At 73.5% G+C, this 25,599-nt stretch carries 25 protein-coding genes; 15 read left to right on the top strand and 10 right to left on the bottom strand.

What is annotated here, in order from left to right; translation table 11 throughout:
* Nucleotides 1–8 precede the first annotated feature (8 nt).
* Entirely contained in the window at nt 9–857 is an 849-nt protein-coding gene (locus ACZ4K2_RS09215) for an AraC family transcriptional regulator (protein ID WP_467471114.1), read from the bottom strand.
* A 49-nt stretch (nt 858–906) separates the two neighbouring features.
* On the opposite strand from ACZ4K2_RS09215, the gene ACZ4K2_RS09210 reads away from it, so the two are divergent.
* On the top strand, nt 907–1,332 hold the full coding sequence (locus ACZ4K2_RS09210; protein WP_467471113.1) for a DUF2000 family protein: 426 nt from the start codon (nt 907–909) through the stop codon (nt 1,330–1,332).
* Between the two features lie 11 nt (nt 1,333–1,343).
* On the opposite strand, the gene ACZ4K2_RS09205 is transcribed toward ACZ4K2_RS09210, so the two are convergent.
* The 4 genes from ACZ4K2_RS09205 to ACZ4K2_RS09190 form a co-directional block, all read right to left on the bottom strand.
* Nucleotides 1,344–1,817: a carboxymuconolactone decarboxylase family protein gene (locus ACZ4K2_RS09205; protein WP_467471112.1), complete on the bottom strand. Its 474-nt coding sequence runs from the start codon at nt 1,815–1,817 to the stop codon at nt 1,344–1,346.
* Nucleotides 1,818–1,927: 110 nt separating this feature from the next.
* A complete protein-coding gene (locus tag ACZ4K2_RS09200) occupies nt 1,928–3,181 on the bottom strand; it encodes an MDR family MFS transporter (RefSeq protein ID WP_467471110.1) in 1,254 nt (417 codons plus the stop codon).
* Nucleotides 3,182–3,271: 90 nt separating this feature from the next.
* On the bottom strand, nt 3,272–5,230 hold the full coding sequence (locus ACZ4K2_RS09195; protein WP_467471108.1) for a stealth family protein: 1,959 nt from the start codon (nt 5,228–5,230) through the stop codon (nt 3,272–3,274).
* Nucleotides 5,231–5,249: 19 nt separating this feature from the next.
* A complete protein-coding gene (locus ACZ4K2_RS09190) occupies nt 5,250–6,977 on the bottom strand; it encodes a stealth family protein (protein WP_467471105.1) in 1,728 nt (575 codons plus the stop codon).
* A gap of 189 nt (nt 6,978–7,166) precedes the next feature.
* Here ACZ4K2_RS09190 and ACZ4K2_RS09185 point away from each other — a divergent pair, with 189 nt between their 5' ends.
* On the top strand, nt 7,167–7,928 hold the full coding sequence (locus ACZ4K2_RS09185) for a phosphoglyceromutase (RefSeq protein WP_467471103.1): 762 nt from the start codon (nt 7,167–7,169) through the stop codon (nt 7,926–7,928).
* Between the two features lie 181 nt (nt 7,929–8,109).
* Here the strand turns inward: ACZ4K2_RS09185 and ACZ4K2_RS09180 are convergent, their stop codons facing one another.
* The gene (locus ACZ4K2_RS09180) at nt 8,110–8,661 is read right to left on the bottom strand and encodes a flavoprotein (protein WP_467471101.1); all 552 of its coding nucleotides are present in this window, start codon (nt 8,659–8,661) and stop codon (nt 8,110–8,112) included.
* A 117-nt stretch (nt 8,662–8,778) separates the two neighbouring features.
* Between ACZ4K2_RS09180 and ACZ4K2_RS09175 the strand changes: the two genes are divergently transcribed.
* The 4 genes from ACZ4K2_RS09175 (at nt 8,779) to ACZ4K2_RS09160 (ending at nt 13,593) form a co-directional block, all read left to right on the top strand.
* On the top strand, nt 8,779–9,963 hold the full coding sequence (locus ACZ4K2_RS09175) for a helix-turn-helix domain-containing protein (protein ID WP_467471099.1): 1,185 nt from the start codon (nt 8,779–8,781) through the stop codon (nt 9,961–9,963).
* Between the two features lie 668 nt (nt 9,964–10,631).
* On the top strand, nt 10,632–11,546 hold the full coding sequence (locus ACZ4K2_RS09170) for a GAF and ANTAR domain-containing protein (RefSeq protein ID WP_467471097.1): 915 nt from the start codon (nt 10,632–10,634) through the stop codon (nt 11,544–11,546).
* On the top strand, nt 11,546–12,313 hold the full coding sequence (locus ACZ4K2_RS09165; RefSeq protein ID WP_467471095.1) for a GAF and ANTAR domain-containing protein: 768 nt from the start codon (nt 11,546–11,548) through the stop codon (nt 12,311–12,313). The genes ACZ4K2_RS09170 and ACZ4K2_RS09165 overlap by 1 nt, the downstream gene beginning before the upstream one ends.
* 95 nt (nt 12,314–12,408) lie before the next feature.
* Nucleotides 12,409–13,593, top strand: a complete 1,185-nt coding sequence (locus tag ACZ4K2_RS09160; RefSeq protein ID WP_467471093.1) for an ANTAR domain-containing protein — start codon at nt 12,409–12,411, stop codon at nt 13,591–13,593.
* Nucleotides 13,594–13,705: 112 nt separating this feature from the next.
* Here ACZ4K2_RS09160 and ACZ4K2_RS09155 read toward each other — a convergent pair whose 3' ends face one another.
* From ACZ4K2_RS09155 to phoU, 3 genes are all read right to left on the bottom strand, one after another.
* Entirely contained in the window at nt 13,706–13,954 is a 249-nt protein-coding gene (locus ACZ4K2_RS09155; protein ID WP_467471091.1) for an SCO4226 family nickel-binding protein, read from the bottom strand.
* Nucleotides 13,955–14,093: 139 nt separating this feature from the next.
* Nucleotides 14,094–14,246, bottom strand: a complete 153-nt coding sequence (locus tag ACZ4K2_RS09150; RefSeq protein ID WP_467471089.1) for a hypothetical protein — start codon at nt 14,244–14,246, stop codon at nt 14,094–14,096.
* 118 nt (nt 14,247–14,364) lie between these two features.
* The gene (gene phoU, locus ACZ4K2_RS09145) at nt 14,365–15,054 is read right to left on the bottom strand and encodes a phosphate signaling complex protein PhoU (protein ID WP_467471087.1); all 690 of its coding nucleotides are present in this window, start codon (nt 15,052–15,054) and stop codon (nt 14,365–14,367) included.
* A 248-nt stretch (nt 15,055–15,302) separates the two neighbouring features.
* On the opposite strand from phoU, the gene phoR reads away from it, so the two are divergent.
* The gene (phoR, locus tag ACZ4K2_RS09140) at nt 15,303–16,601 is read left to right on the top strand and encodes a two-component system sensor histidine kinase PhoR (RefSeq protein WP_467471085.1); all 1,299 of its coding nucleotides are present in this window, start codon (nt 15,303–15,305) and stop codon (nt 16,599–16,601) included.
* On the top strand, nt 16,598–17,278 hold the full coding sequence (phoP, locus tag ACZ4K2_RS09135) for a two-component system response regulator PhoP (protein ID WP_014673455.1): 681 nt from the start codon (nt 16,598–16,600) through the stop codon (nt 17,276–17,278). The genes phoR and phoP overlap by 4 nt, the downstream gene beginning before the upstream one ends.
* A 139-nt stretch (nt 17,279–17,417) precedes the next feature.
* Here the strand turns inward: phoP and ACZ4K2_RS09130 are convergent, their stop codons facing one another.
* The gene (locus tag ACZ4K2_RS09130) at nt 17,418–18,071 is read right to left on the bottom strand and encodes a copper chaperone PCu(A)C domain-containing protein (RefSeq protein ID WP_467471083.1); all 654 of its coding nucleotides are present in this window, start codon (nt 18,069–18,071) and stop codon (nt 17,418–17,420) included.
* A 615-nt stretch (nt 18,072–18,686) separates the two neighbouring features.
* On the opposite strand from ACZ4K2_RS09130, the gene ACZ4K2_RS09125 reads away from it, so the two are divergent.
* The 7 genes from ACZ4K2_RS09125 to ACZ4K2_RS09095 all read left to right on the top strand — a co-directional run bounded on the left by ACZ4K2_RS09125 (nt 18,687) and on the right by ACZ4K2_RS09095 (nt 25,519).
* Entirely contained in the window at nt 18,687–19,169 is a 483-nt protein-coding gene (locus ACZ4K2_RS09125) for a CarD family transcriptional regulator (RefSeq protein WP_003953493.1), read from the top strand.
* 279 nt (nt 19,170–19,448) lie between these two features.
* Complete coding sequence (gene ispD / locus ACZ4K2_RS09120; RefSeq protein WP_467471081.1) at nt 19,449–20,201, top strand: 2-C-methyl-D-erythritol 4-phosphate cytidylyltransferase; 753 nt, start codon at nt 19,449–19,451, stop codon at nt 20,199–20,201.
* On the top strand, nt 20,191–20,688 hold the full coding sequence (ispF, locus tag ACZ4K2_RS09115; RefSeq protein WP_467471079.1) for a 2-C-methyl-D-erythritol 2,4-cyclodiphosphate synthase: 498 nt from the start codon (nt 20,191–20,193) through the stop codon (nt 20,686–20,688). Before ispD ends, ispF begins: the two co-directional genes overlap by 11 nt.
* Nucleotides 20,689–20,748: 60 nt before the next feature.
* Nucleotides 20,749–21,153, top strand: a complete 405-nt coding sequence (locus ACZ4K2_RS09110; protein WP_467471077.1) for a PPOX class F420-dependent oxidoreductase — start codon at nt 20,749–20,751, stop codon at nt 21,151–21,153.
* 82 nt (nt 21,154–21,235) lie between these two features.
* Nucleotides 21,236–22,639 (top strand): cysteine--tRNA ligase, encoded by a 1,404-nt coding sequence (gene cysS / locus ACZ4K2_RS09105; protein ID WP_467471075.1) that lies wholly within the window; start codon nt 21,236–21,238, stop codon nt 22,637–22,639.
* A gap of 99 nt (nt 22,640–22,738) precedes the next feature.
* Nucleotides 22,739–23,680, top strand: coding sequence for a 23S rRNA (guanosine(2251)-2'-O)-methyltransferase RlmB (rlmB, locus tag ACZ4K2_RS09100; RefSeq protein ID WP_467471073.1), 942 nt, complete (start codon nt 22,739–22,741; stop codon nt 23,678–23,680).
* Nucleotides 23,681–23,830: 150 nt separating this feature from the next.
* Nucleotides 23,831–25,519, top strand: a complete 1,689-nt coding sequence (locus ACZ4K2_RS09095) for a DoxX family membrane protein (protein ID WP_467471071.1) — start codon at nt 23,831–23,833, stop codon at nt 25,517–25,519.
* Nucleotides 25,520–25,599: the final 80 nt, after the last annotated feature.

Genomic DNA, 25,599 nt, shown 5'->3' with positions numbered 1-25,599 from the left:
GGGGGAGGTTAACCAGGGGTGATCAGCGGACGGGCGGCTTCCGCCGAACCGCCGCCGGCCCGGACCGCCCGGTCCCGGTAGCGCCCCGGGGTGACACCGACCAGCCGCTTGAAGTGCCGGGTGAGGTGGGCCTGGTCGTGGAACCCGGTCACCGGCGCCACCTCGCCCGGCGGCACCCCGTCCAGCAGCAGCCGCCGGGCGCGGCCGACCCGCCGGGACATCAGGTACTGGTGCGGGGCGATGCCGTACGCCCCGCTGAACGCCCGCACCAGGTGCGCCGGGTGGGCGTGCAGCAGCCCCGCGGCCTCGGCCAGCGAGACCCCCTCGACGACCCGCGCGTCCAGCAGCTCCCGCAGCGCGCGGGCGAGCTGCGGGTCCCGCACCAGGCGCGGGGGACCGGTGCGCCGCCGCAGGTGCGCCCGCAGCCGCTCCGCGACCAGGGTCAGCCTGCTCTCCGCCTCCAGCTCGTCACCGGGCCGGGCGAGCGCGGTGTGCAGCCGGCCGACGCGCAGCCGCAGCACGGGATCCCGCAGCTCGGGCGAGTCCACGGCCCGGCCGATCAGCTCGTCCCCGAGCCGGCTGCCGTCGAGGTAGACGACCCGCTTGCGGAAGCCACCCGGCGTCGCCGGCGACCCGTTGTGCGGCACGTGCGGCGGCAGCAGCGACACGGTGCCGTGCGGGGTGCCGTGCTCGTGCCGGTCCAGGTCGTACCGCACGGCCCCGTCGTCCACGATCAGCAGCGTCCAGGCGTCGTGGACGTGCATCGGATAGGCGTACTCGGTGAAGCGGGCGTGGAAGACCTCCGTGACGCCCGGGACCCGGGGACGCCACGCGGTGACTTCCTGCCCGGCGGCCATGCAAAGAACGTACAAGACGCCGGTGAGGCCCGCGGGCGAGTCTCGGTCCATGAACACCGAACCCCTCCGCTCCGACACGAAGACCGCGGTGCTGCTCCGCGCCGACCTGGAGACCTGGCAGCGACTGAACGTCACCGCCTTCCTGGTCAGCGGCCTCGGCACCGCGCTCCCCGAGGTGATCGGCGACCCCTACGAGGACGGGGACGGCGTCTCCTACCTGCCGATGCTCCGGCAGCCGGTGCTGGTCTTCGAGGGCACGAGGGAGACCCTGGCGGCGGCCCACGGCAGGGCGTTGGGCCGCGCCCTGCCCTGCGCGGTGTTCACCTCGGACCTGTTCGCCACGGGCAACGACCGCGACAACCGCGCTGCGGTCCGGGCCGTTCCGACGGCCGGCCTCGACCTGGTGGGACTGGCCGTGCACGGCCCGCGGAACGGCGTGGACAAGGTCCTCAAGGGGGCGCGGATGCACCCCTGAGGCGCGTCGCGTCAGCCGAACATGCCGGGCACGTAGTCGCCGGCGGGCTGCCGGACGATGACGTTCGCGCGGTTGTAGGCGTTGATGACGGCGATGAGGCCGACCAGCGCGGCGAGCTGCTCCTCGTCGTGGTGCCGGGCGGCCCGCGCCCACGCCTCGTCCGTCACCCCGCCGGCCGCGTCGGCGATGCGGGTGCCCTGCTCGGCCAGCTCCAGGGCGGCCCGCTCGGCGTCCGTGAACACGGTGGCCTCGCGCCAGGCCGCGACCAGGTTGAGGCGGGTCTGGGTCTCCCCGGCGGCCAGCGCGTCCTTGGTGTGCATGTCGGTGCAGAACCCGCAGCCGTTGATCTGGCTGGCGCGCAGCTTCACCAGTTCCTGCGTGGCGGCCGGCAGCGCGGAGTCCGCGAGCGCCTTGCCGGCGGCGTTGAAGTGCTTGAACACCTTGCCGGCGACGGGGCTGGCGAGGAGGTCGAGACGAGCGTCCATGGTGTGCTCCCGGTGGGTGGTCGCGGATGCCTGCACCCCATGGACGGGCGCGGGCGCGCCGGACGTGACACGGGCGGATGTGAGCTGCGCCACGTCCGGGGCCCGCCCGCTCAGGCCGCGCTCACCTCGGCCTCCTTGCCCGCCGGGGCCGCGACCGGGACCGGCCGTTCCGGCGGGACGCGGCGCATGAGCAGGCCGTAGCCGAGGCCGGCCACCGTGCCGACCGCCGCGCACATGGCCCACAGCCACTGCGCGCCGAAGCGGTCGATGACCGCGCCCGACATCAGCGGGGCGACCAGCGCGGCGACGGACCAGGACAGGGTGTACATGCCCTGGTAGCGCCCGCGGCCGTGCACCGGGGAGAGGCGGACGACGAGCCCGGTCTGGGTCGGTGCGTTGACGATCTCGGCGAGCGTCCACACGCACACCGTCAGCATGAAGACGCCGACCGACCCGGCGAACGCGGTCAGCCCGAACCCGTACCCGGCCAGGATCGACGAGACGACCAGGAGCGTGCGGGGATCGCGGTGCTCGATGAACCGGGTCACCGGGATCTGGAGCACGACGATCAGGACGCCGTTGACGGCGATCGCCAGGCCGTAGTCCGCGGCGGAGAACCCGGCCCGCCCCATGGCCACCGGCAGCCCGACCGAGCCCTGCTGGAAGACCAGGGCGACGAGGAAGGACAGCCCGACGACGGCCATGTACCGCCCGTCCCGCAGCACCGTGCCGAGGCCGACGTCCGCGCCCGCCTGCCGGGCCGTGGGCGCGGGCCGCGACTCCGGCACCCTGGCGAAGACGACGACGGCGCAGGCCAGGGTCATCCCGGCCTCGATCAGGAACCCGGTGAGGTAGCTGGACTCGGCGATGAACCCGGCCGCCGCGGAGGAGACGGCGAAACCGAGGTTGATGGCCCAGTAGTTGAGCGAGAAGGCGCGCACCCGGTCCTCGGGGCGGACGATGTCGGCCATCATCGCCTGCACGGCGGGCCGGGAGGCGTTGGAGGCCATGCCGACCACGAAGGCCACGGCGGCGATGGTGACCGGGTCGGTCATGAAGCCGAGCACGGCGACGGAGACGGCGGTCGCGCTCTGGGAGAGGAGCAGGGTGGGCCGCCTGCCGAGCCGGTCGGCCATCACCCCGCCGGCCAGCGAGGAGACGACCCCGCCGAGGCCGTGCAGCGAGGCGACGAGCCCGGCGTACGAGGCGGAGTAGCCGCGGTCGAGCGTGAGGTAGAGGGCCATGAACGTGGCCACGAAGGCGCCGAGCCGGTTGACCAGGGTGCTGGTCCACAGCCACCAGAACTCCCGGGGGAGCCCGGAGACGGACTCCCGGACGGCGCGTCTCACACGGGCTGGCGACATCGACGATCCCCCACGTCTGTAAGTGGCTCAAGCGGCAGCCACACGTTACAAACGCGGGGTTCCGCGTCGCCAGTCGATTAGCGGGGCGCGTCAATCGGCGCGCGGCGCCGCGGCCGGCCCGGCCGGCTGCGTCTGCCGCCGGGGCCCTCCCACGCGCCGGGCGGCCGGCCGGCGCCGGGTCGCCCCGCTCGGCTCGGCCGGGTGCGGGGCGGTCCGCGAGGCCCGCTCGAAGCGGCTCGGGAACGGGAACCGCCGTTCCAGGAAGGCGTGGATGGCCGCCTGGGCCGCCGCCCGGTCCCTGGGGTGGGTGTCCACGTCGTTGAGGCAGAAGAAGTCCACGTCCTCGCCGGCCGCGAGCCGCGCCAGCCGCCGCCGCATGTCGGGCGTGCCCAACTGCACGTACCGGAAGCTGTAGTCGGCCGGGACGGCCCGGCCCGTCGCGATCGCCCAGTGGTGGTGCAGCGTGGAGGCCGGGGGGACGTCGGAGGTGGACCGGAAGCGCGAGTACGACGTCCGCTCCAGCTCCTCGATGCCGAGGCCCTCCATCTCCCGCATCACCGACAGCAGTTGCGGGTGCGGGGTGTGCAGCGACTTGTGGGTGGCGTACCGGCCGTGGAAGCGCCGGACGATCTCCCGGGCGTTCTTCCCGGCCGAGTTCGGCGCGGGCTCCAGCGGGTGCGGGGCGCCGACCCCGAGCTTCAGCGGGGACAGCGGGATGCGGGCGATGCCGTTGCCGTGGAAGAAGGCCTCGGGCCCCACCGGGCGGTTGATGAAGACGTCGTCGTTGAAGTACAGGTAGTGCTCGGACAGGCCCGGTATGTGGTGCAGCCGGCTCTCGATCGCGTGCGAGTTGAAGACGGGCAGCGCCTCGGCCGGGAGGATGTCCCGGTGGTCGACGACGGTCAGGCCCGGCGTGTCCGGGTCCAGCCAGTCCGGCGTCTGGGAGTCGGTCACCAGGTACACGTGCCGGATGAACCCGGCGTGCGTGTCCAGCGACCGCAGCGCGTACCGCAGCTCGTCGTGGCTGGTGTACCGGGAGGCGCCGGTCTCGCGTGCGGCGATGACGTTGTCGGAGACCGCCTGGTGGGCGCGGCGCTTGGCGGCCAGCACCGGGTCGTCGCCGTCGACCCAGGTGTACACGGCGTCGACGGGGAAGCGGACCCGGTCGATGCCGGGCTCGGCGAACGCCGCGAACGTCGGCACGGCCCGCCCCGGCGCCCCGGCGGCCGCGTCGGCCGGGGACGGCTCCTGCGGCTCCTCCGCCGCGTACGGGTACCGCCCCGGCACCACGTTCAGGTGCCGGTCCGCCGCGGTGGCGGGCCGCCCCTCCGCCGCGGCCGGCTGCCAGACGGCCGCCGGCAGCACCTCGGAGACGGCGTTGCGGCGCGGGGCGACCAGCGCCGGACCGAAGTCGTCCGCCAGCCGGGTGCCCGGCACGGTCAGGTACCCGGGCTCCGCGCCCAGGTCCCGGCCGTACCGCCAGAACTCGATGTCGCAGCCCGCCTCCAGGCCGCCGAGGACCTGTCCGGCGGGGCCCAGCCGCACCACGCCGGTGCGCAGGACCGCCGCCCCGCGCACCGCCCGCGGCAGCCGGCCGTCGGCCCACGGCACCGCCCGCGTCACGGTCCCGTCCGGGGCCACCGCGCCGACGTACTCGGCGCCCCCGGCGAAGTGCTGCCGGGCCCGGTCGAGGACCGTTCCTCGGTAGGACTCCGGCACACCGAGCACCGGCCGCCCCACACCGGGCCCCTGCTCGGCGGGGACCAGGAAGTAGGGGACGCCGGCCGCCTCCAGCAGGGAGCACACCCGCTCCAGGTCCTCGGCGGCGGCCTGTGCCGAGGCGTACGCGGTGACCGTGCGCCCGTACAGCCGCACCGGCCCGCGGCCCACGGGACGCAGTCCCGGGACGGCGCGGCGCAACCGGCGGCGGGCCGGCGCCGCGCGCAGCGCCCAGAGCCGGGCCGACAGCCACAGCCGCAGGCGCACCAGGAGGTTCCGCACGGCCCGCAGTCCGGGCGGCGCGGCCGCGATCCGGTGGCGGAGGTCCATGGCCATGACCGTGGGCCCGTCAGCCCTGCGGGGCGTCGGAGCCGGACGCGGGCTCCTGCTTCTCGAACGGGCTCGGGAAGGGGAAGTAGTTCTCCAGGAACTCGTGCATCCGGACGCTGACCTGCTCCCGCTCCTCCGGCGGCACGTCGACGTCGTTCAGGCAGAAGAAGTCGAAGCGGCGGTTGCGGCGCAGGTCGGCCAGGCGCCGGTCGGCGTCCGGGCGGCTGATGTTCACGTACCGGAAGCTGAACTTGCCGGGCACGCCGCGGCCGGTCATCAGCGCGTACTGGTACAGCAGCGGGGCCGTCATCGCGATGTCCTGCGGCGAGCGGAACCGGGACGCCGTGGTGCGCCGGACGTCCTCCGGGAACAGCTCCTCCAGCGCCTGCAGCGCCCCGCGCTGCTGCGGCAGCGGGGTGTGCATGAAGTTGTTCGTCGTCATCCGGCCGAACTTCTCCAGCAGCAGCCGGCGCACGTTCTTGCTGGCCGAGTTGGTCGCGGTCTCCTCGCCGTGCGGCTTGCCGACACCGATCTTGAGCGGGGACACCGGGACCCGCATCAGGCCGCTGCCGAAGAAGAAGTGCTCCGGGGTGACCCGGCGGCCGACGAACACGTCGTCGTTGAAGTACAGGTAGTGCTCGGACAGGCCCGGTATGTGGTGCAGCCGGGTCTCGATCGCGTGCGAGTTGAAGACGGGCAGCACGCCCTCGGGGAAGATGTCGCGGTGGTCGACGACCGTGATGCCCTCGACGCTGTCGTCGAGCCAGTGCGGCTTCTGACCGTCCGTCACGATGTAGATGTGGCGCACGAAGTCGGCGTACATGGCCAGCGAGCGCAGCGAGTACTTCAGCTCGTCGTGGCTGGTGTAGCGGGAGGCGTTGGTCTCCTTGTCCAGGATCTCGGCGATGCCGTCGCCCTGGTACCGGGCCCGCTTGGCGCGCATCGACGGCTCCTCGCCGTCGACCCAGGTGTAGACCACGTCGACCGGGAAGGTGACCTGGTTCACCGTCGGCAGGGTGAGCGGGACGAAGCTCGGCAGCTCCCGCTCGCCGACCCGCACGGTGGCGGGCTTCTGCTCGCTCGCCGGCAGCACGTCCGTCACGCCGTTGTTGCGCGGGGTGACGAGCGACTCGGCGAACACGTCCTCCGACGCCTGCGGCTGCACCTTGGCCAGCCGCCGCGGGCCGTCGGCGGAGGCCAGCAGGGCCGCGCCGTCCTCCCAGAACTCGATGTCACAGGCCAGTTCGGGCCCGGCCAGGAGCTGGCCGGCGGGCCCGAGCAGGTTCTCGCCGACGCGCAGCACCGGGGACGTGCGCAGCTGGGGCGGCAGCGTGCCGTCCAGGAAGAGCGCCGGGTGCTTGAGCTGGCCGCCGGGCAGCGGCCGGCCGATGAAGACGGCCGTACCGGCGTAGCGCGCCTCCAGCGCGGCGAGCAGCCGCGGCCGGTCGACGGCGTTCACACCGACCGTGTACCGGGTACGGGAGGTGGGCACCAGGAAGTAGGAGACGCCCTCCTGCTCCAGCGCGGAGACCACGATGTCCAGGTTGGACGCGGCGGCCCCGACCGCGGTGAAGCCGTCCACCACCCGGCCGTAGAACTGCTGGCCGCGCACGGCCACCGGGCGCAGCACCGGGTCCGTGACCGCCGCCTTGCGGCGCCGCCGCATGGTACGCAGCTGCCACACCCGCTCGGCGGCCTTCCGCTCGACTCGCGGTCGTATCCGCCGCGCAAAGGAACGCACGGTCACGTTCTGTGCCCCTCTTCCTGCTGCCTGACCTGTTGGCGTTAACCAGACAGATTGATGTTCTGAAAGGTTGTACACGAGTTAACCCGATTTTGGTGAGGGGCCGTGAGCCCCGCCAGGCCTTTCCCGGTCCGGTGTGTCAGGCCCCACACGGGAAGCGCGTCGCACAGACCCGTTAGGTAGGCTAAGGGCATGGCCGACGCACCGTACAAGCTGATCCTCCTCCGCCACGGCGAGAGCGAGTGGAACGCCAAGAACCTGTTCACCGGCTGGGTGGACGTGAACCTGAACGAGAAGGGCGAGAAGGAGGCGGTCCGCGGCGGCGAGCTCCTCAAGGAGGCCGGCCTCCTGCCCGACGTGGTCCACACCTCCCTCCAGAAGCGCGCGATCCGCACGGCGCAGCTGGCCCTGGAGGCCGCCGACCGCCACTGGATCCCGGTCCACCGCTCCTGGCGCCTGAACGAGCGCCACTACGGCGCACTCCAGGGCAAGGACAAGGCGGCGACGCTCGCCGAGTTCGGCGAGGAGCAGTTCATGCTCTGGCGCCGCTCCTACGACACCCCGCCCCCGCCGCTGCCGGAGGACTCGGAGTTCTCCCAGGCCCACGACGCGCGCTACGCGACGATCCCGCCGGAGCTGCGCCCGGACACCGAGTGCCTGAAGGACGTCGTCGTCCGCATGCTCCCGTACTGGTACGACGGCATCGTCCCCGACCTGCTGGCCGGCCGCACGGTCCTGGTCGCCGCCCACGGCAACAGCCTGCGCGCCCTGGTCAAGCACCTGGACGGCATCTCCGACGCCGACATCGCGGGCCTGAACATCCCGACCGGCATCCCGCTCTCCTACGAGCTGGACGCCGACTTCAAGCCGGTCAAGCCGGGCGGCACGTACCTGGACCCGGAGGCGGCCGCGGCAGCGATCGAGGCGGTCAAGAACCAGGGCAAGAAGAAGTAACCCCACACGGACACGCCCCCTGCCTGCGTTTTCCCCGCTGGTAGGGGGTTTCTCCTGCCCGCGGTCCGCCCCCGGACCACTGAGCGCCGCATCACGACGCATAGGGCAGCCGGCACCGATGAACCGGGCGGCGCGGCCGGAGAGGCGCCAAAGACGGACCGTGCCGTGACGGCGGCCCCGGTCACCGCGCCGCGGCGATCTCCTCGGCGGCGTCGAGGACCAGGTGCCACGGGTACCTCTCCGGTCTGCCCTGTCCCGGCTCGTTCGGGAGGAAGCCGCCGGCGCCGTAGAGCACCCGCACCCCCATCTCCCGCAGGTCGGTGATGCTCCGCTCGAACTGCCGGTGCCGTGCGTAGGCGGTGTTCACGCACGGCATCGCGATCATGGGGATGCCCTTGCCGATGCCCTCGGCGGCGACACCGACCACGAAGTCCCGCGTGATGCCGAGCGCCCACGCGTTGACGGTGTTGAAAGTGGCGGGCGCCACCGCGATCACGTCCGCCCCCGGCCACACGTCCGGCTCGCCCGGCTGCTTGTACGCGCTGCGCACGGGGTGCCCGGTGAGCCGCTCCAGTGCCGCCCGTTGCGGCTCCAGCCAGCGGGCCGCGGTCGGGGTCAGGCCGAGACACACGTCGAAGCCGCGATCACGGGCGTCCGCGACGGCCTTCGCCACGTCGAGGACCGGCGGAGCGGCGGAGCCGAAGAGGTAGAGGACAGGACGCGTTGTCGTCATGGGCCCATCGGAGCACAACCGGTCGTCGTCTCCCACGGGTGAGTGGGGCGCGTACGGCACGTAACCGTACGACCGCCTGGGTACCGTTCCCGACGGGTGTTCAGAACGGAGACCGGCATGCCCCCACGGGACGAAGACCACACGGGCGTACGCATCAAGGAACAACGCAGACTGGCCAGACTCACCCAACGGCAGTTGGCCGAGCGGCTCCCCTACTCCTACAGCTACCTCAACCAGGTCGAGTGCGGGGCACGTCCGGCGACCGCCGCGTTCGTCGCGGCCTGCGCCAGAGCCCTCAGCATCGAGGTCACCGCACTGACCGGACAGCCCTACGTGACCGAACTGCAGCGCGACCGTCTCGCCGAACTGGTCCGGCCGATCCGCGAATCCCTCGACCTGTACGACCTCGGTCCCGACCCCGCCCTGACCACCCGGCCCACGCCACAGCTCGTCGCGGCGGCCGACCGCCTCTGCGCCGAGGTGCGGGCCGCCCGCCTGCGCAGCGCGGCCCGCGACCTGCCGGGGCTCATCACCGAGCTGACCCACGCGGCATGGTCGGCGCCCTCCACGCACCTGTGGCGGGCGCTCGGGTCCGCGTACCGCACAGCGCACGACATCAGCGTGAAGCTCGGCTACCACGACCTGTCCGCGGTCGCTCTCGACCGCATGGACTGGGCGGCGGGACGTGCTTCCGACGCCTGCCTGGCGGCCGTACGGCAGTACATGCGTGCCCTGGTGTACTTCCGCGAGGGCGAATACCGGATCGGGCAACGCCTCGTCGCCGCCGGCCACGACATGATCACGCAGGAAGAGGGCTCCCGGGAGGCACTCGCCGTCACCGGACAACTGCACCTCGGCGCCTGTGTCATCGCGGCCCGCGCCGGCCAACGGGCGACCGTCGAGCAGCACATCACCGAGGCCCGCCGGATCGCCCGGCACACCGGGGACTCCTCCGAGGTGCACTGGCTCAGCTTCGGTCCGGCCAATGTAGCCCTGCACGAGATGTCCGCCGCCGTCGAGATGTGCCGGTACGACGACGCCCTGAAGCAGGCCCGGAACATCGCGCTGCCGCCCCGGCTCCCCACATCCCGCCGTGCCCACTTCCTCGTCGACCGGGCCCGCGCCGAGATGGAGACCGGGCACACCGACGCCGCGCTGACGTCACTCATGGAAGCCCGCCGCCTGGCCCCCGAGCAGACGCGGTACCACCCCGCCGCCCGGGAGGCGATCACCGGCCTGGTGCACCAGTCCCGCCGCACACCGGAATCGCTCAACCACATGGCGGTCTGGATCGGTCTGTAGAGCGCTCGCGACGCTCACAGAACTGTGAGCGTCGCGCCCTTCGCGGCTTGTCACCCTTTACTCACATCTCGTCACCGGAGAGTGAGGGCGACGAGAGGAGGTGCGCCCCGGCGGCCGCGCGAGCGACCCCGGGGCCGGCCGATGCCGCGAAGGAGCGTCGACATGCCGAACGCCGCATGCCCGTCACAGGACGATCAGCCAGCAGCCAGGATGACGATCAGGGTGTACCAGGTGAACCGCCACGGCACCGTCATCAAGGAGTGCGGCACGGTGAGCGTCCCACCCCTCGAAGAACCGCCACCGTTCACCTCGGCCTTCCCGTCATGCGCATGCCCGGACTGCAGGGCGGGAGGGGCGACTGCCCGGTGACGCGGACCGCGGAGAACTCGCGGACCCGCGCTACGACGCGGACCGGCGGGCCGCCCGCCGGACGTCATCGGGGGCCGTCCCGCACCGGGCCGAGGCGGCACCGGCAGACGTAGGCTCTGTCACCGGCCCCGCCCCGGCCCTCCCGTGGCCGGGACCCGGCGGGCACCGGCCGTCCCGCGGGCAGCGAGCCGGGCGGCGGGAAAACGCGCAGATATTTGCCGTGCCGGGGGAACCCGGACGCCGAAGGAATACTGGTGGTCCATGTCGGTCGAGTGTCTGCCGCACCGGGGGTGACGCACATGCCGCCTGAAGGGGCCGGGCCACCGGCCGGGAGCGGTCCGCCGCCCGATGCCGAGGTCCGCCTGCGGGTCACCGAGACCCTGGCCGCCGCGGCGCGCGGCGCCGAGGACCCGCGCGCGGTTCCGGTGGCGCTCTGCGTCGCCTGCGTACGGCTGCTGCCGATCGCCGGGGCCTCCGTGTCGATCTCCGGCGGCAGGGGCGTCCAGATGACCTGGTGCGCCAGCGACCGGATCGCCTCCAGGCTGGCCGAGCTCCAGTACACCGTCGGCGACGGCCCTTGCCAGAGCGCGCTCGACGAGGGCGCACCGGTCCTCGCGGCCGATCTCACCGACGGCCACGACGCCCGCCGCTGGCCGATCTTCGCCCACGAGGCGGTGGGGCTCGGGGTGCGCGCCGTGTTCTCCCTGCCGCTCGGCGTCAGCGGCGCCGCCATCGGCACGCTCGACCTGTACAACCGCCGGCCGGGCGGGCTCGCGGAGCCGGACCTGCGGACCGCGCTGTGGGTGCGCGACGCGGTCACCTTCGCGCTGATGAACCTCCAGACCACCACCGCCGGCCCCGGTGAGCCGTACACCGGCGAGGACCCCGGGGACGCCGAGGACGAGGTAGCGTCCTGGATGGCGGCGTCCGAGGCCGACCACACCGAGGTCTACCAGGCGGTCGGCATGGTGATGGTGCAGCTGGACGTCGATCCCGAGCAGGCCCTGGACCGGCTGCGGGCCCGCGCCTACGCCGAGGGCCGCACCGTCAGCCAGGTGGCCCGGGACGTCCTGGACCGCCGGCTGGCCTTCGCGGCCGAGACGGACGGCGGCCACCCGTACTCCGCGGACCCCCCGGGGGACAGTCCCGCGGACCCCCCGGGGGAGCGAACCGAGCGGGACACTGGGGACGAGGGAAGGGACGGTGAACGGTGATGGGCCGTGAACAGCAGCTCACCGAGGCGCTCGTCGGACTCGCCGACTCCTTCGCCGACGACGTCGACCCGGTCGTCCTGACCGACCGGCTGGCGCGCAACTGCGTCGCCCTCACGGGCGCGGACGCGGTCGGCATCATGGTGATCTCCGGACGCGGCGAGCTGCGCCCGATCGCCGTCACCGAGGAACAGGCCGCCTTCCTGGAGTTCTTCCAGCTTCAGGCCGACGAGGGGCCCTGCCTGGACTGCTTCCGGGAGGGCCACCGCATCGACGTGACCGACCTGGCGCACAGCGCCGACCGGTGGCCCCGGGTGGCGCCCTTCGCCGTGCGCCGGGGCTACCGCTCCGTGCACGCCGTGCCGCTGCGGGTGCACGAGGAGACCGTCGGCGCGGTCAACCTGCTGCTGCGCCGGCCCGGCGGGCTGCCCGCGGCGGAGGTGGAGCTGGCCCAGGCACTCGCCGACGTCACGGCCGTCGCCCTGATCAACTGGCGCCCCGAGCGGCTGCGCACCACCGACATCAGCACCCGCGTCCAGGCCGCCCTCGCGGCCAAGGCGGCCGTCGACATGGCCACCGGCATGCTCGCCGAGGCCGGCGGCACCACCCCGGAGGAGGCCGCCCGCGCCTTGCGCGGCTACACCGAGCGCCACCGGGGACGCCTGGTGGACACGGCCCACGCGGTGGTCCGGCGCACGCTCCGGCCGGACGCCGTCCTCGGCCGGGAACAGGGCGCCGGCCGGGCTGACCGGCTCCCCGCACCGGACTAGCCTGGAGGTGCCGGGCCGCGCACCGGACCGGCGGGCCCCGTGTCCCGGGGGCCCCGCGACGGGCGGGCGGCAGGCGTACAGGCGGGAGGCCCGTCATGCCGCACTTCTCCTGCCGGACCGTGCTCGACCTGGACCTGCCCGGTCCGGCCACCGGCCGGCTCACCGTGCTGGCGGTGTACGGCGACACCGGGGTCGGCGCCGCCCTGGAGTCGGCCCTCGCCGCGCAGGGCTGCACGGACCTCGTCCTCGACCTGTGCCGCCTGGAGAGGCTCTCCCCGGACGCGGCCGAGATCCTGTACCGGTGCACCGCGGCCCGGGCCGCCCGGGGCGGCCGGCTGGAGCTGGCCGCCTGCCCCGCCGGCGCGGCCGGTGTCCTCGCCCGCGCCCGGCCCGCCGGAGCCCCGGCACCGGAGCTGTACCCCACCCTGTGCGACGCGCTGACCGCCATCGTCGCCCGCGCCGCGGGCCCCGGCGCGGGCGCGCGGCCGGCGGCCGGGGTGCGACCGGGCGCCCTGCGGCTGCGGCACGCGCTGCTCGCGCACGCCGGGGTCGCCCGCGCCCAGGGGATGCTGCTGGAGCGGTACGGCCTGCGGGACGTGCGGAGGGCCGCCGCGCTGCTCCACACCGTCGCCCGCGCGCACGGGCTGTCCCGCGCGGTGCTGGCCGCCGCGCTCGCCCGGACCCCACCGCCCGCCCCCGGCGAGCCGTGGCGGCCCGGTGCCGGGCCCGCCGTCCAGCCCGCCGTCCGGTTCCTCGGGCCGCCGGGCACCCGGCCGCCGACCCGGGCGGCCTTCCTGGACGCGCTGCGCGACGCCGTCTGCGCGGCCGCGCACACCCGCATGGCAGGCGTCCAGCTCCTGGACCGTGCCGACCACACGCTGTGGCTGGAGTCCCACTGCGGCTTCCCGGACGAGTTCGTCCGGTTCTTCGCGGTGATCGACGCGGCCGGCCCGACGGTCTGCGGCGCGGCCGCCCGCACGAGCGAACGCGTCGTCGTGGACGACGTCGTCACCGCCCCGCTCCTCGACGAGGACTCGCGCGCCGTGCTGCTCGCCGCCCACAGCCGCTCCCTCCAGAGCACCCCCATCCCCGGCGCCGGCGGCCGCCCGCAGGGCATTTTTTCCACCCATCACGCACGGTCGGGCCACGCCTACACCGCGGCCGAACTCGCCGCGCTGGACCGGATCGCCCGGGAGGCGGGCGCGTGGCTCGACTGGCAGCGCGGCCTCACGCTCCGCGGCGCGCTGGCCGACCTGCACCGCCGCGCCCGCGTGCCCTGACCCCGGGCGGGGCCGCAGCCCATCCAGCCGGAGCACACCCTGCCGGAGGCACACCCTCGCGCGCCGGGAGCGCACCCTGCCGGGGGCACGGTCGCGCGCGCCGGGGCCGGCCTCAGACCTGGAGCGGAACCGGGTACACCTCGTCCGCGCGGTGCCCGGCGCGTTCGTGGACACGCTGCACGGCCTCGGCCGAGGGCGCCTCGGAGAGGCAGTAGACGAGGCCGGACTCCGGGTCCGCCCAGGCGTGCTCGAAGTGCACGGACTCCTCCTCCTCGATGGCGAGGTCGGCCCGGTGCGCCTCCCTCAGCTGCTCGGCCGTGATGCCCCGCATGCCGCGGTGCACGTCCATGAACCTGGCCATGGCCGCACCTCCTTGCCGCCGGTCCGGTCCCCCCGTCCATGCTGCGCCCCGCGGGCCGGGCGGGCATCCGGTACCGCGGCGGGTACGGCACGGGGCCGGCGCGAACCGCGTCCGCACCGGCCCCGGGTGTCGTCGTCGTTCAGCCGCACTGGCAGGGGTTGCCCGACTGGCACCCGCAGCCGCAGCCCGAGCCGCAGCCGCACGCGCCGAACAGCGGCAGACTCTTGATCTCGGCGGGCTGCTCGGTCTCGCGCTGCTGTGCGGGATCGGTGGTACCGGGAGTTTCGGCCATGGGTCCCTCCTGGGCTTCGGGGCGGGCATGTCCTCCTCCATTGCACGCCCGTCCGGCCGGGCGCATCAACGGCGCACGGAGGCGCCCGGCCGGAACCGGTCTCCCGGCCCCGGGCGGGTCACGCGCCCTCGACGCCCGTCACCGGCGGGATGTCCTGCTGGAGCTCGTCCGCGTGCTCGCCGGTGACCAGGTAGACGACGCGCTTGGCGACGGCCACGGCGTGGTCGGCGTACCGCTCGTAGTAGCGGCCCAGCAGGGTGACGTCCACGGCCGTCTCGATGCCGTGCTTCCAGCGGTCGTCGATCAGGTGCTGGAAGAGGGTGCGGTGCAGGAGGTCCATCTCGTCGTCGTCCTGCTCCAGCTGGAGCGCCAGGTCGACGTCCTTGGTGATGATCACCTCGGCGGCCTTCGCCATCAGGCGCTGCGCGAGCTGGCCCATCTCCAGGATCGTGGCGTGCAGGTCCTGCGGGACCGCGCGCGCCGGGAAGCGCAGCCGGGCCAGCTTCGCCACGTGCTGGGCGAGGTCGCCGGAGCGCTCCAGGTCGGCGGACATGCGCAGCGACGTCACCACGATCCGCAGGTCGGTCGCCACCGGCTGCTGCCGGGCCAGCAGGGCTATCGCCCGTGCCTCCAGGTCGTGCTGGAGCTCGTCGATCTTCTGGTCGGCCTCGATCACGCTCTCGGCCAGTTTCAGATCGGCGTCGAGGATGGCGGTCGTGGCGCGCCCGATGGCCGACCCGACCAGCCGGGCCATCTCCACCAGTCCGTCGCCGATCGAGTCCAGTTCCTCGTGGTACGCGTCCCGCATCTTCGGTTCCCTCTCGTGCGTCGTTCGTTCGAGGCTTCGTCCGGGTCCGGGGCCGTCACGCCACGCGTGCGCCCCCCGCGAAAACCGACGGTACGAGCCCCACGCTGCCACGCTGTGCCCCGTACGCGTCCGTTTCCGCCTTCCCGGGTGAACCGGTACTGGCTGCAAGGTGAACTCTGGGCGACGAGTGTTCGAGGTCGCACCCCGACGGCTGCGGGCACGTCGTACGCCATGCCTAACCTTGAGGCATGGACGTGAACGCGGCGGTCGCCGCAGCGGCAGCGATCGCCGGGGTGCTCACCGGCGTCATCGCCATGCTGGCGTTCCGCTGGAGCGAACGCGACCAGAAGCGACCCACCAGGACTTCCTTGCACACAGATCCCGTACTCCCGCCCGGCGTGGACACCGTGCTGTCGGTGCTGCGCTCCTCCGCGGTCGTCCTCGACGAGGCCGACGCCGTCGTCAAGGCCAGCTCCGCCGCCTACGCCCTCGGGCTGGTCCGCGGCGGCAAGCTCAGCGTGGAACCGATGCTCCAGATGGCCCGGGACACCCGGAGAGACGGCGAGATACGCCAGGTAGAGCTGGATCTGCCCCGGCGCGGCACCGGACGCGGGGAGGCCCTCGCGGTCTCCGCGCGCGTGGCCCCGCTCGGCTCCCGCCTGGTGCTGCTGCTGGTCGAGGACCTGACCGAGGCCCGCAGGATCGAGGCGGTACGGCGCGACTTCGTGGCGAACGTCAGCCATGAGCTGAAGACCCCGGTCGGCGCGCTCTCCCTGCTCTCCGAGGCGGTGATGGACGCCTCCGACGACCCCGAGGCCGTCCAGCGGTTCGCCGGCCGGATGCAGATCGAGGCGACCCGGCTGACCAACCTGGTCCAGGAGCTGATCGACCTCTCCCGGGTGCAGAACGACGACCCGCTGGAGGACGCCGAGCCCGTCCGGGTGGACGAGCTGGTCGCCGAGGCCATCGACCGGTGCCGGCACCAGGCGGGCACGAAGCAGATCACCATGGCCACGAACGTGTGGACGCCCGAGGGACCCGAACAGGGCGGCGGGCGCCGGGAGGAGGGCGTGGCCGACCTGCACGTCTGGGGCAACCGGGGCCAGCTGGCCGCCGCCATCGGCAACCTGGTCGAGAACGCCGTCAACTACTCACCGGCGCGCACCCGCGTCGGCATCGCGGCCCGCCGGATCACCGCGCCGGGCGGCGACATGATCGAACTCGCCGTGACCGACCAGGGCATCGGCATCTCCGACAAGGACAAGGAGCGCATCTTCGAGCGCTTCTACCGCGTCGACCCGGCCCGCTCCCGGGCCACCGGCGGCACCGGTCTGGGTCTCGCGATCGTCAAGCACGTGGTCGCCTCGCACGGCGGGGAGGTCACGGTCTGGAGCGCCGAGGGCCAGGGTTCCACCTTCACCCTCAGACTGCCGGAGGCGGGCGCGGCCCGCGACCGCGCGCAACAGCACCCCGACCTCGATGACGAGGCCGGGCTCTCCGACTCATCCCCGTACGAACCGCTTCCCGCCCCGGAGGTCCTTCCGTGACCCGAGTGCTCGTCGTCGAGGACGAGGAGTCCTTCTCCGACGCCCTGTCCTACATGCTCCGCAAGGAGGGCTTCGAGGTCGCCGTCGCGGCGACCGGCCCCGACGGCCTGGACGAGTTCGAGCGCAACGGCGCCGACCTGGTCCTGCTCGACCTGATGCTGCCGGGCCTGCCCGGCACCGAGGTCTGCCGCCAGCTGCGCGGCCGCTCCAACGTCCCCGTGATCATGGTGACCGCGAAGGACAGCGAGATCGACAAGGTGGTCGGTCTCGAAATAGGAGCCGACGACTACGTCACCAAGCCCTTCTCCTCCCGCGAACTGGTCGCGCGCATCCGCGCGGTGCTGCGCCGCCGCGGCGAGCCGGAGGAGGTCACCCCCGCCGCGCTGGAGGCCGGACCGGTCCGCATGGACGTCGACCGCCACGTGGTCACCGTCGGCGGCTCCAAGGTCGACCTGCCGCTGAAGGAGTTCGACCTGCTGGAGATGCTGCTGCGCAACGCGGGCCGCGTCCTCACCCGCATGCAGCTCATCGACCGCGTCTGGGGAGCCGACTACGTGGGCGACACCAAGACGCTCGACGTGCACGTCAAGCGCCTGCGCGCCAAGATCGAGCCGGACCCGGGCGCGCCCCGGTACCTGGTGACGGTGCGCGGGCTGGGCTACAAGTTCGAGCCCTGACCGGGCCCGCGCCGGGCGGGCCCCGCTCCGGCCGGCGCGGTGACCGGGCCGCGCGTCCCCGCCGTGGGCCGTGGCACCGGCGCGTAGACGCCGAAGGGCGGCACCCCCGCGGGGGTGCCGCCCTTCGGCGTACGGACGGTCAGCGGGCCGAGGCCGAGCCGCTCGGGGCGACGGGCTCGCCGGAGGCGGAGCCGGACGGGTTCGCCCCGTCGTTCTTCGCGGGCTTGCCGCTGTCCGACGGCTTCGCGCCCGGGGCGGGCTTGCCGGCCTCGGCGGACGGGACCTCGCTCGGGCCCCACTTGTCGAAGTAGCCGGTGGCCGGCACCACGAAGGCGCGCAGGCCCACCTCGCCGGCCTTGCTGAAGGTGAACGTGACCTGCTGGGCGTTGCCGTCCTGCACGGCCTCGCGGCCGCTGGGGATCAGGGCGGTGGCGTTGTCCTTGCCGCCGACGACCAGCGAGCCGTGGGCCGGGACGGTCAGGCTCTGCCCCTTGGCGGGGGTCAGCTTCACCGGCTCCTTCGACCCCGCGACGGAGATCGACTGGAGCGTCTCGTCCTTGCTGCCCATGTTGAACAGGGTCGCGGAGACCGCGGCCGGCCCGGAGGCCTTCAGGTCGGGCTGGGTGATGATCGTGGCGTTCTGGACCTTGATGTCCCCGACGCTGGTCGCCGCGTTGTCCGGCTTGACCTGCAGGGTCTGGGCGTTGTTGCCCGAGCCGCAGGCGGCGAGCGAGGCGAGCGAGAAGGCGATGGCGGAGGCGGCGAGGGCGCCGCGTCGAAGGCTGCTGCTCACGGCGGCGGCAACTCCTTGAACGCACGGGCGGCTCCCTTATAAAGCCACCCTAAGTGTCTGTCAGCGGCCTCAGGTTACCGAGCCGTTCCCACGCCGCCGCACCCGACCCTCCCCCACGGCCCGGCCATCCCTCCGGGTGGGGGTACCCCGCGGGGTGCGGGGGACACCGCGGCCGCATTGCCCGGCGGGCCCGTCCGGCATTCGCAAAACGCGGCGCCGGACGCCTCCGCCGGCGCACGCGGATATTCCGTGAAGGAATGCGCGCGCCTCCCCGAAATTGATCACGGGGCACCCCTCCGGCCACCGCTGATCAATTTCGGATTCGGCTCACATCCACCCGCGGCCACCGAACGGAGTAGCGGAAGTCGCACGCCTGGGGGTGGACAAATCCGGACGTTCCGCCACTTGGAACGGGTTCGCCGGGTGTGTAACGTAGGCGTTTCCCCCTCCCTGAAGAGCCCCTCCGACCTGCGAATACCCGCTTCCGCGAGCTTCGCGCAGCACGTTCCGGTTGCTGTTGTCAAGCCCCGAGATATGCCCTGACCTGCGAAAACGCCATTCAGAAGACGCCGTATCCGTGTTACCCTGGATAGCCACGGAAGGGGTACCTGTCACATGACGTTCAAGGTTGGCGACACCGTGGTCTATCCCCATCACGGGGCCGCGCTGATCGAGGCCATCGAAACTCGCCAGATCAAAGGCGTGGACAAGACCTACTTGGTGCTGAAGGTCGCCCAGGGTGACCTGACGGTACGTGTGCCAGCGGACAATGCGGAGTTCGTCGGCGTACGTGATGTGGTCGGTCAGGATGGACTGGACCGGGTCTTCGAGGTGCTGCGTGCGCCGTACGCGGAAGAGCCCACGAACTGGTCCCGTCGCTACAAGGCAAACCTGGAGAAGCTCGCCTCCGGCGATGTCATCAAGGTCGCGGAGGTCGTGCGCGATCTGTGGCGTCGCGAGCGCGAGCGCGGACTGTCCGCCGGTGAGAAGCGCATGCTCGCCAAGGCCCGCCAGATCCTGGTGAGCGAACTGGCTCTCGCGGAGAACACGAACGAGGACAAGGCCGAGGCCCTGCTCGACGAGGTGCTCGCCTCCTGACGCGCAGCGGCAGCGAACCCTCGCTTCCGGCACGCTCAGCACTGTGAAATGCCGCGGTGCCCGACGACACTGATCCTGTCGCCGGGCGCTGCGGCATCTTGCGTCCCCGCAGCGGGTGTTCTTCGGGCAACCTCTGGAACGACCCCCCGATACTCGATGTGCCGGGCCCGGGCGGCCGACTCGACCAGGGTCACGGAAAGGGTCCGGTCAGGGCGTCGCGCCCGGCACTCCTCCAGGCCATACCCACGTAGGTCGAGCACACAAACCTGACAGGAACCGATGTCTGACGAATCGCGCCCCACGCCCGCGCAGACCTCCGTCGCCGCCGTGATTCCGGCCGCCGGCCGGGGCGTGCGCCTCGGTCCGGGCGCCCCCAAGGCGCTCCGCGCGCTGAACGGCACCCCCATGCTCATCCACGCGGTCCGCGCCCTCGCCGCCTCCCGGCACGTCTCGCTGGTGGTCGTCGTCGCCCCGCCGGAGGGCGCCGCCGAGGTGAAGTCCCTGCTCGACGCGCACGCGCTGCCCGAGCGGACCGACTTCCTCGTCGTCCCCGGCGGCGAGTCCCGCCAGGAGTCGGTCCGGCTCGGCCTGGACGCCCTGCCGCCGCAGCACGGCATCGTCCTGGTGCACGACGCGGCCCGCCCGCTGGTCCCGGTCGACACGGTCGACGCCGTCATCGAGGCCGTCCGCGACGGCGCCCCGGCCGTGGTGCCCGCGCTGCCGCTGGCCGACACGGTCAAGGAGGTCGAGCCCGCCGCGGCGGCCGGCGGCCCCGAGCCGGTCGTCGCCACCCCGGAGCGGGCCCGGCTGCGCGCCGTCCAGACCCCGCAGGGCTTCGACCGGCAGACCCTGGTCCGCGCCCACGAGACCGTCACCGGGAACGTCACCGACGACGCGGGCATGGTGGAGCGGCTCGGGCTGACGGTGGTGGCCGTCCCCGGCCACGAGGAGGCGTTCAAGGTCACCCGCCCGCTGGACCTGGTCCTCGCCGAGGCCGTGCTGGCCCGCAGGAGGCTGAACGATGGCTTCTGAGCCGCCCTTCCCGCTGCCCCGCGTCGGCATCGGCACCGACGTCCACGCCTTCGAGGAGGGCCGCGAGCTGTGGTGCGCGGGCCTGCGGTGGGAGGGCGAGGGGACCGGTCTGGCCGGGCACTCCGACGCCGACGTCGTCGCCCACGCGGCCTGCAACGCGCTCTTCTCCGCCGCCGGGCTCGGCGACCTGGGGCAGCACTTCGGCACCGGCCGCCCCGAGTGGTCGGGCGCCTCCGGGGTCACGCTGCTCACCGAGGCCGCCCGGATCGTGCGCGCGGCGGGCTTCGCCGTCGGCAACGTCGCCGTCCAGGTGGTCGGCCCCCGGCCGAAGATCGGCAAACGCCGCGAGGAGGCGGAGAAGATCCTCTCCGCGGCGGCGGGCGCCCCGGTGTCCGTGTCCGGGGCGACCACCGACGGCCTCGGCTTCCCGGGCCGCGGGGAGGGACTGATGGCGGTGGCGACGGCACTCGTGGTGCGGGTGGACTGAGGGCGTGCGAGGGTACCCCCAGCACGAAACCAGTGATCCCTGGAATCCGGGAGGGTACCCATGTCCGCCGCACTGTCCGACCGCCTGAAGTCCGTACTCGACGGCAAGGTGTTCGTCGTCGTCGGCACCGTCCAGCCCGACGGCAGCCCGCAGATGTCCCCGGTCTGGGTGAAGCGCGACGGCGACGCCCTCGTCTTCTCCACCACCGTCGACCGGCGCAAGTACCGCAACCTGGAGCGCGACCCCCGGGTGACGGTCACCGTCCTCGATCCCGAGCAGCCCTACGAGTACGCCGAGATCCGCGGCACCGCCGAGACGACGACCGACGGCGGCGGGGACCTCATCGACGAACTGAGCGTGAAGTACACCGGCAAGAAGTACGCGGAGTTCAACCCGGCCTCGGCGGACGACGCCGAGCGCGTGGTCGTGCGGATCACGCCGCGCAAGGTCGTCGGCCGGCTCTGAACGGCGCCGCCTTCCCGCGGGGGTGCGCCGCAACCTCGTGGGAAGGCGCATGGCACTGTCCGGCGCCCACTACCCTGGAGTGGTGACCATTCGCCTGTACGACACCAGCGCCCGGCAGATCCGTGACTTCTCCCCGCTCAAGCCGGGTTGCGTCTCGATCTACCTGTGCGGCGCCACCGTGCAGGCGGCACCCCACATCGGCCACATCCGCTCGGGCCTCAACTTCGACATCATGCGCCGCTGGTTCGCGTACCGCGGCTACGAGGTGACGTTCGTCCGCAATGTCACCGACATCGACGACAAGATCATCAGGAAGGCCCACGAGCAGAACCGGCCCTGGTGGTCGATCGGCTACGAGAACGAGCGCGCCTTCAACGACGGCTACACCGCCCTCGGCTGCCTGCCGCCGACGTACGAGCCCCGCGCCACCGGCCACGTCACCGAGATGGTCGAGATGATGCAGGGCCTGATCGAGCGCGGCCACGCCTACGCGGCGGACGGCAACGTCTACTTCGACGTGCGGTCCTTCCCGGAGTACCTGGAGCTGTCCCGGCAGGAGCTGGACAACCTGCTCCAGCCCTCCGGCGAGGGCGAGACCGGCAAGCGCGACCCCCGCGACTTCGCCATGTGGAAGTCGGCGAAGCCCGGCGAGCCGACCTGGCCGACCCCCTGGGGCCCCGGCCGCCCCGGCTGGCACCTGGAGTGCTCGGCGATGGCGCACAAGTACCTGGGCAGCGCCTTCGACATCCACGGCGGCGGGCTGGACCTGATCTTCCCGCACCACGAGAACGAGATCGCCCAGGCCAGGGCGTACGGTGACGAGTTCGCCCGGTACTGGGTGCACAACGCCTGGGTCACCATGGCCGGCGACAAGATGTCCAAGTCGCTCGGCAACAGCGTCCTGGTCGGCGAGATGGTCAGGCAGTGGCGCCCGATCGTCCTGCGCTACTACCTGGGCACCCCGCACTACCGCTCGATGATCGAGTACAGCGAGGACTCCCTGCGCGAGGCCGAGTCCGCGTTCGCGCGGATCGAGGGCTTCGCCCAGCGGGTCACCGAGCTGGCGGGCAAGACCGTCGACCCGGCCGCCGAGGTCCCGCCCGCCTTCGCCGAGGCGATGGACGACGACCTGGGCGTCCCGCAGGCCCTCGCCGTCGTGCACACCACCGTCCGGCAGGGCAACAGCGCGCTGGCCGCCGACGACAAGGAAGCCGCCGTCGCCCGGCTCGCCGAGGTGCGCGCCATGCTCGGCGTCCTCGGGCTCGACCCGCTCGACCCGCACTGGGCCGGCGGGGCCGCGGACCGGGGCGAGGACCTGAACGGCGTGGTCGACAGCCTCGTACGCCTCGTCCTCGACCAGCGCGAGTCCGCCCGCGCCCGCAAGGACTGGGCGACCGCCGACGCGATCCGCGACCAGCTCGGCCAAGCCGGCCTGGCCATCGAGGACAGCCCGCAGGGGCCGCGCTGGACCCTCGGGACGCGCTGAGACCGTCCGCGGTCCGGTGATCGATTGTGCCGCCCGGGCCCCCGGGCGGCACACTGCATAGACGTACACATCCGAACGCACCACAGAGACAGGTAGGTCATGGCCGCGAACAACCGTCGCATGTCCGGCAAGAAGGGCGCGCAGGTCGGCAGTGGCGGCCAGCGGCGCAAGGGCCTGGAGGGCAAGGGCCCGACCCCGCCCGCCGAGATGCGCAAGGGGCACAAGAAGAACCGCATCGCCGGCGCCAGGGCGAAGCAGGCCGCCCGCCGTCCCGCGGTCCGCGGCCGGGGCGGCAAGTCCGCCTCCGAACTCGTCGTCGGCCGCAACCCGGTCTTCGAGGCGCTGCGCGAGGGCGTGCCCGCCTCGACCCTGTACGTCCAGCAGTTCATCGACAACGACGAGCGCGTCCGCGAGGCCCTCCAGCTCGCCGCCGAGCGCGGCGGCATCAACCTGATGGAGGCCCCGCGTCCCGAGCTGGACCGCATGACGAACGGCCTCAACCACCAGGGCCTGGTCCTCCAGGTCCCGCCGTACGAGTACGCGCACCCCGAGGACCTGCTGGAGGCCGCCGCCGACGAGGGCGAGGACCCGCTCGTCGTCGCCCTGGACGGCGTGACCGACCCGCGCAACCTGGGCGCCGTCGTGCGCTCGGTCTCCGCCTTCGGCGGCCACGGCGTGGTCGTGCCCGAGCGCCGTTCCGCGGGCATGACCGCCGGTGCCTGGAAGACCTCCGCCGGTACGGCCGCCCGCACCCCGGTCGCCCGCGCCACCAACCTCACCCGGGTCCTGGAGGCCTACAAGAAGGCCGGCCTCACGGTGGTCGGCCTGGCGGCGGACGGCGAGGCCGAACTCGGCGATGTGGAGGCCCTGTCGGGCCCGGTCGCCATCGTCGTCGGCAGCGAGGGCAAGGGCCTGTCCCGGCTGGTCGGCGAGACCTGCGACGTCCGGGTGCGGATCCCGATGCCGGGCGGCGCCGAGTCGCTGAACGCCGGTGTGGCGGCGGGCATCGTCCTCTACGAGGCGGCGCGCCGCCGGAGCTGAACAACGGTCCGGACGGGCCCGAACGCCCGTCCGGAACCCCACCCGCGTGGGGTAATTCGGGGTCCCTCGCGGTGCCGTGGACCGCTTTGACGGGGTCCGGACACATCCGGCCGGTCAAAGCAGTGTCCTAACGCCACGTCACTCGGTTAGATGAGTGTGGACACCAGAACACCCCGCACACCCACGGGGGACCGCTCGTCGGGCTTCGACGACGCTCCCGCGCTGAGCATGGTGAAGGTGCCGAGCGATCCGGCGCAGGTCATCGTCAATCACGCCAGCTTCCGCGTGCAGCTGGGCGTGACGGCGAGGGGCATCCAGTCCCCGCGCATCGCCCGCCACCCGAGCGCCGGCCAGGACCCCGCCCGGACGCCCGCCATGGGCGCGGCGGGCCGGGCGGGCGCCGCCGGCCGCCGCCGCCCTGTCGTGTGGAGCGGCAGGTCCGCCCCCGACGACACCGGCGCCCACCGGCTCCTCCAGGCCGTCCGGGGCAGCAGCGTCCGTCACGCCGACGAGTCCGAGGCCGGCGCCACCCAGGTCATCCCGCGCCTCCAGACGGGCTACGCGGACACCTACGCCGCACTCGACCAGACCGTCGCGACCCCGGTCGTCGGCCACCAGCGCACCTCCCCCGACGGGGACGGCACCCGGCTGCTGCCGCACCTGCGCACGGCCGCGGGCGCCTACGACGAACCGTCCTGGACCGACCTCGGCCACGACCCGTACGCCGGCCACCCCGGCCCGGCCGACGCCGGCCCGGACCCCGACGCGGCGCGCCCCGCCAGGCGGCAGGGGGACGACCCGGCCCGGCACGCCTACTACCCGGGCCGCCGGATGAACCTCGGCGTCGTCCTCCTCCCGCTGCGCGTCTTCCTCGGCTTCATCACCGTCTACGCCGGCATGGGCAAGCTGTGCGACCCCGTCTACTTCGACGGCGGCGAGCGCGGCTCCATGGTCACGTGGCTCAACACCCTGCACCCCTGGGACGTGGCCGAGCCGCTGCGCCAGTTCGCCCTGCACCACCCGGTCGGCTCCGGCCTGGTGATCGCCTTCCTCCAGGTCGTCGTCGGCGTCCTGACCGTCCTCGGCTGCTGGCAGCGCGTCGCCGCGGTGGTCGGCGCCCTGCTCTCGGCCGCGCTGATCGTCACCGTGAGCTGGAAGACGGTCCCGGTCTACGACACGCCGGACATCATCTACCTCGCCGCCTGGTCCCCGCTGGTCATCGCCGGCGCCCCCGTCTACTCGGTGGACGGCCGCCTCGCGGGCAGCGCCTGGCGGCGGCTCGGACCCCGCTCCGACATCTGGGAGCTGCGCCGCTACGTCCTGCGCCGCGGCGCGCTGGTCACCGCCGTCACGGTCGGCCTGACCCTGCTGGCCGGCTCCCTGCTGGGCGGCGCGGTCCGCGACTCCGGCCGGGTGGTCGTCCCCGGTCCCGGCGAGGCCCCCCGCAACCACCTCCCCGGCTCCCCGCTGCCCGGGAAGCCCGGCAAGCGGCACCGGGAGGAGAGCCCGGCGGCCTCCGCCTCCCCGTCCGGCGGCACCACGGCCGGCGCCGGCCCCTCCGGGGCGGCCACCACCCCGGGCGCGAGCCGGACCGCCGGCGCCACCACCACGACGACGCCCAGCCAGACGCAGGGCACCACGGGCCAGGCCCCGCCCCGGCAGCAGACCGCCCCCACGGGCGGCGCCCCGAGCACCACGGCCGGCCCGACGAGCACCGGCGGCGCCGGCACCGGCGGCTCGACCACGGGCGGCGGGGGCGGTGGCGGCAGCAGCACCGCCACGGGCGGCAGCAGCACGGCCACCGGCCAGCCGGGCCTGGTCGGCGGCCTGCTGGGCTGACGGCGGCGACGGCACGCGCGGGGGCCCCGTACCCACCCGGGTACGGGGCCCCCGTGTCGCGCGTACCGCCGGCCGCCGTG

The sequence above is a fragment of the Streptomyces sp. NPDC025833 genome, from assembly GCF_055558055.1.
The sequence above is the reverse complement of the archived record's forward strand: the minus strand, read 5'-3'. Positions and strand labels throughout refer to the sequence as shown.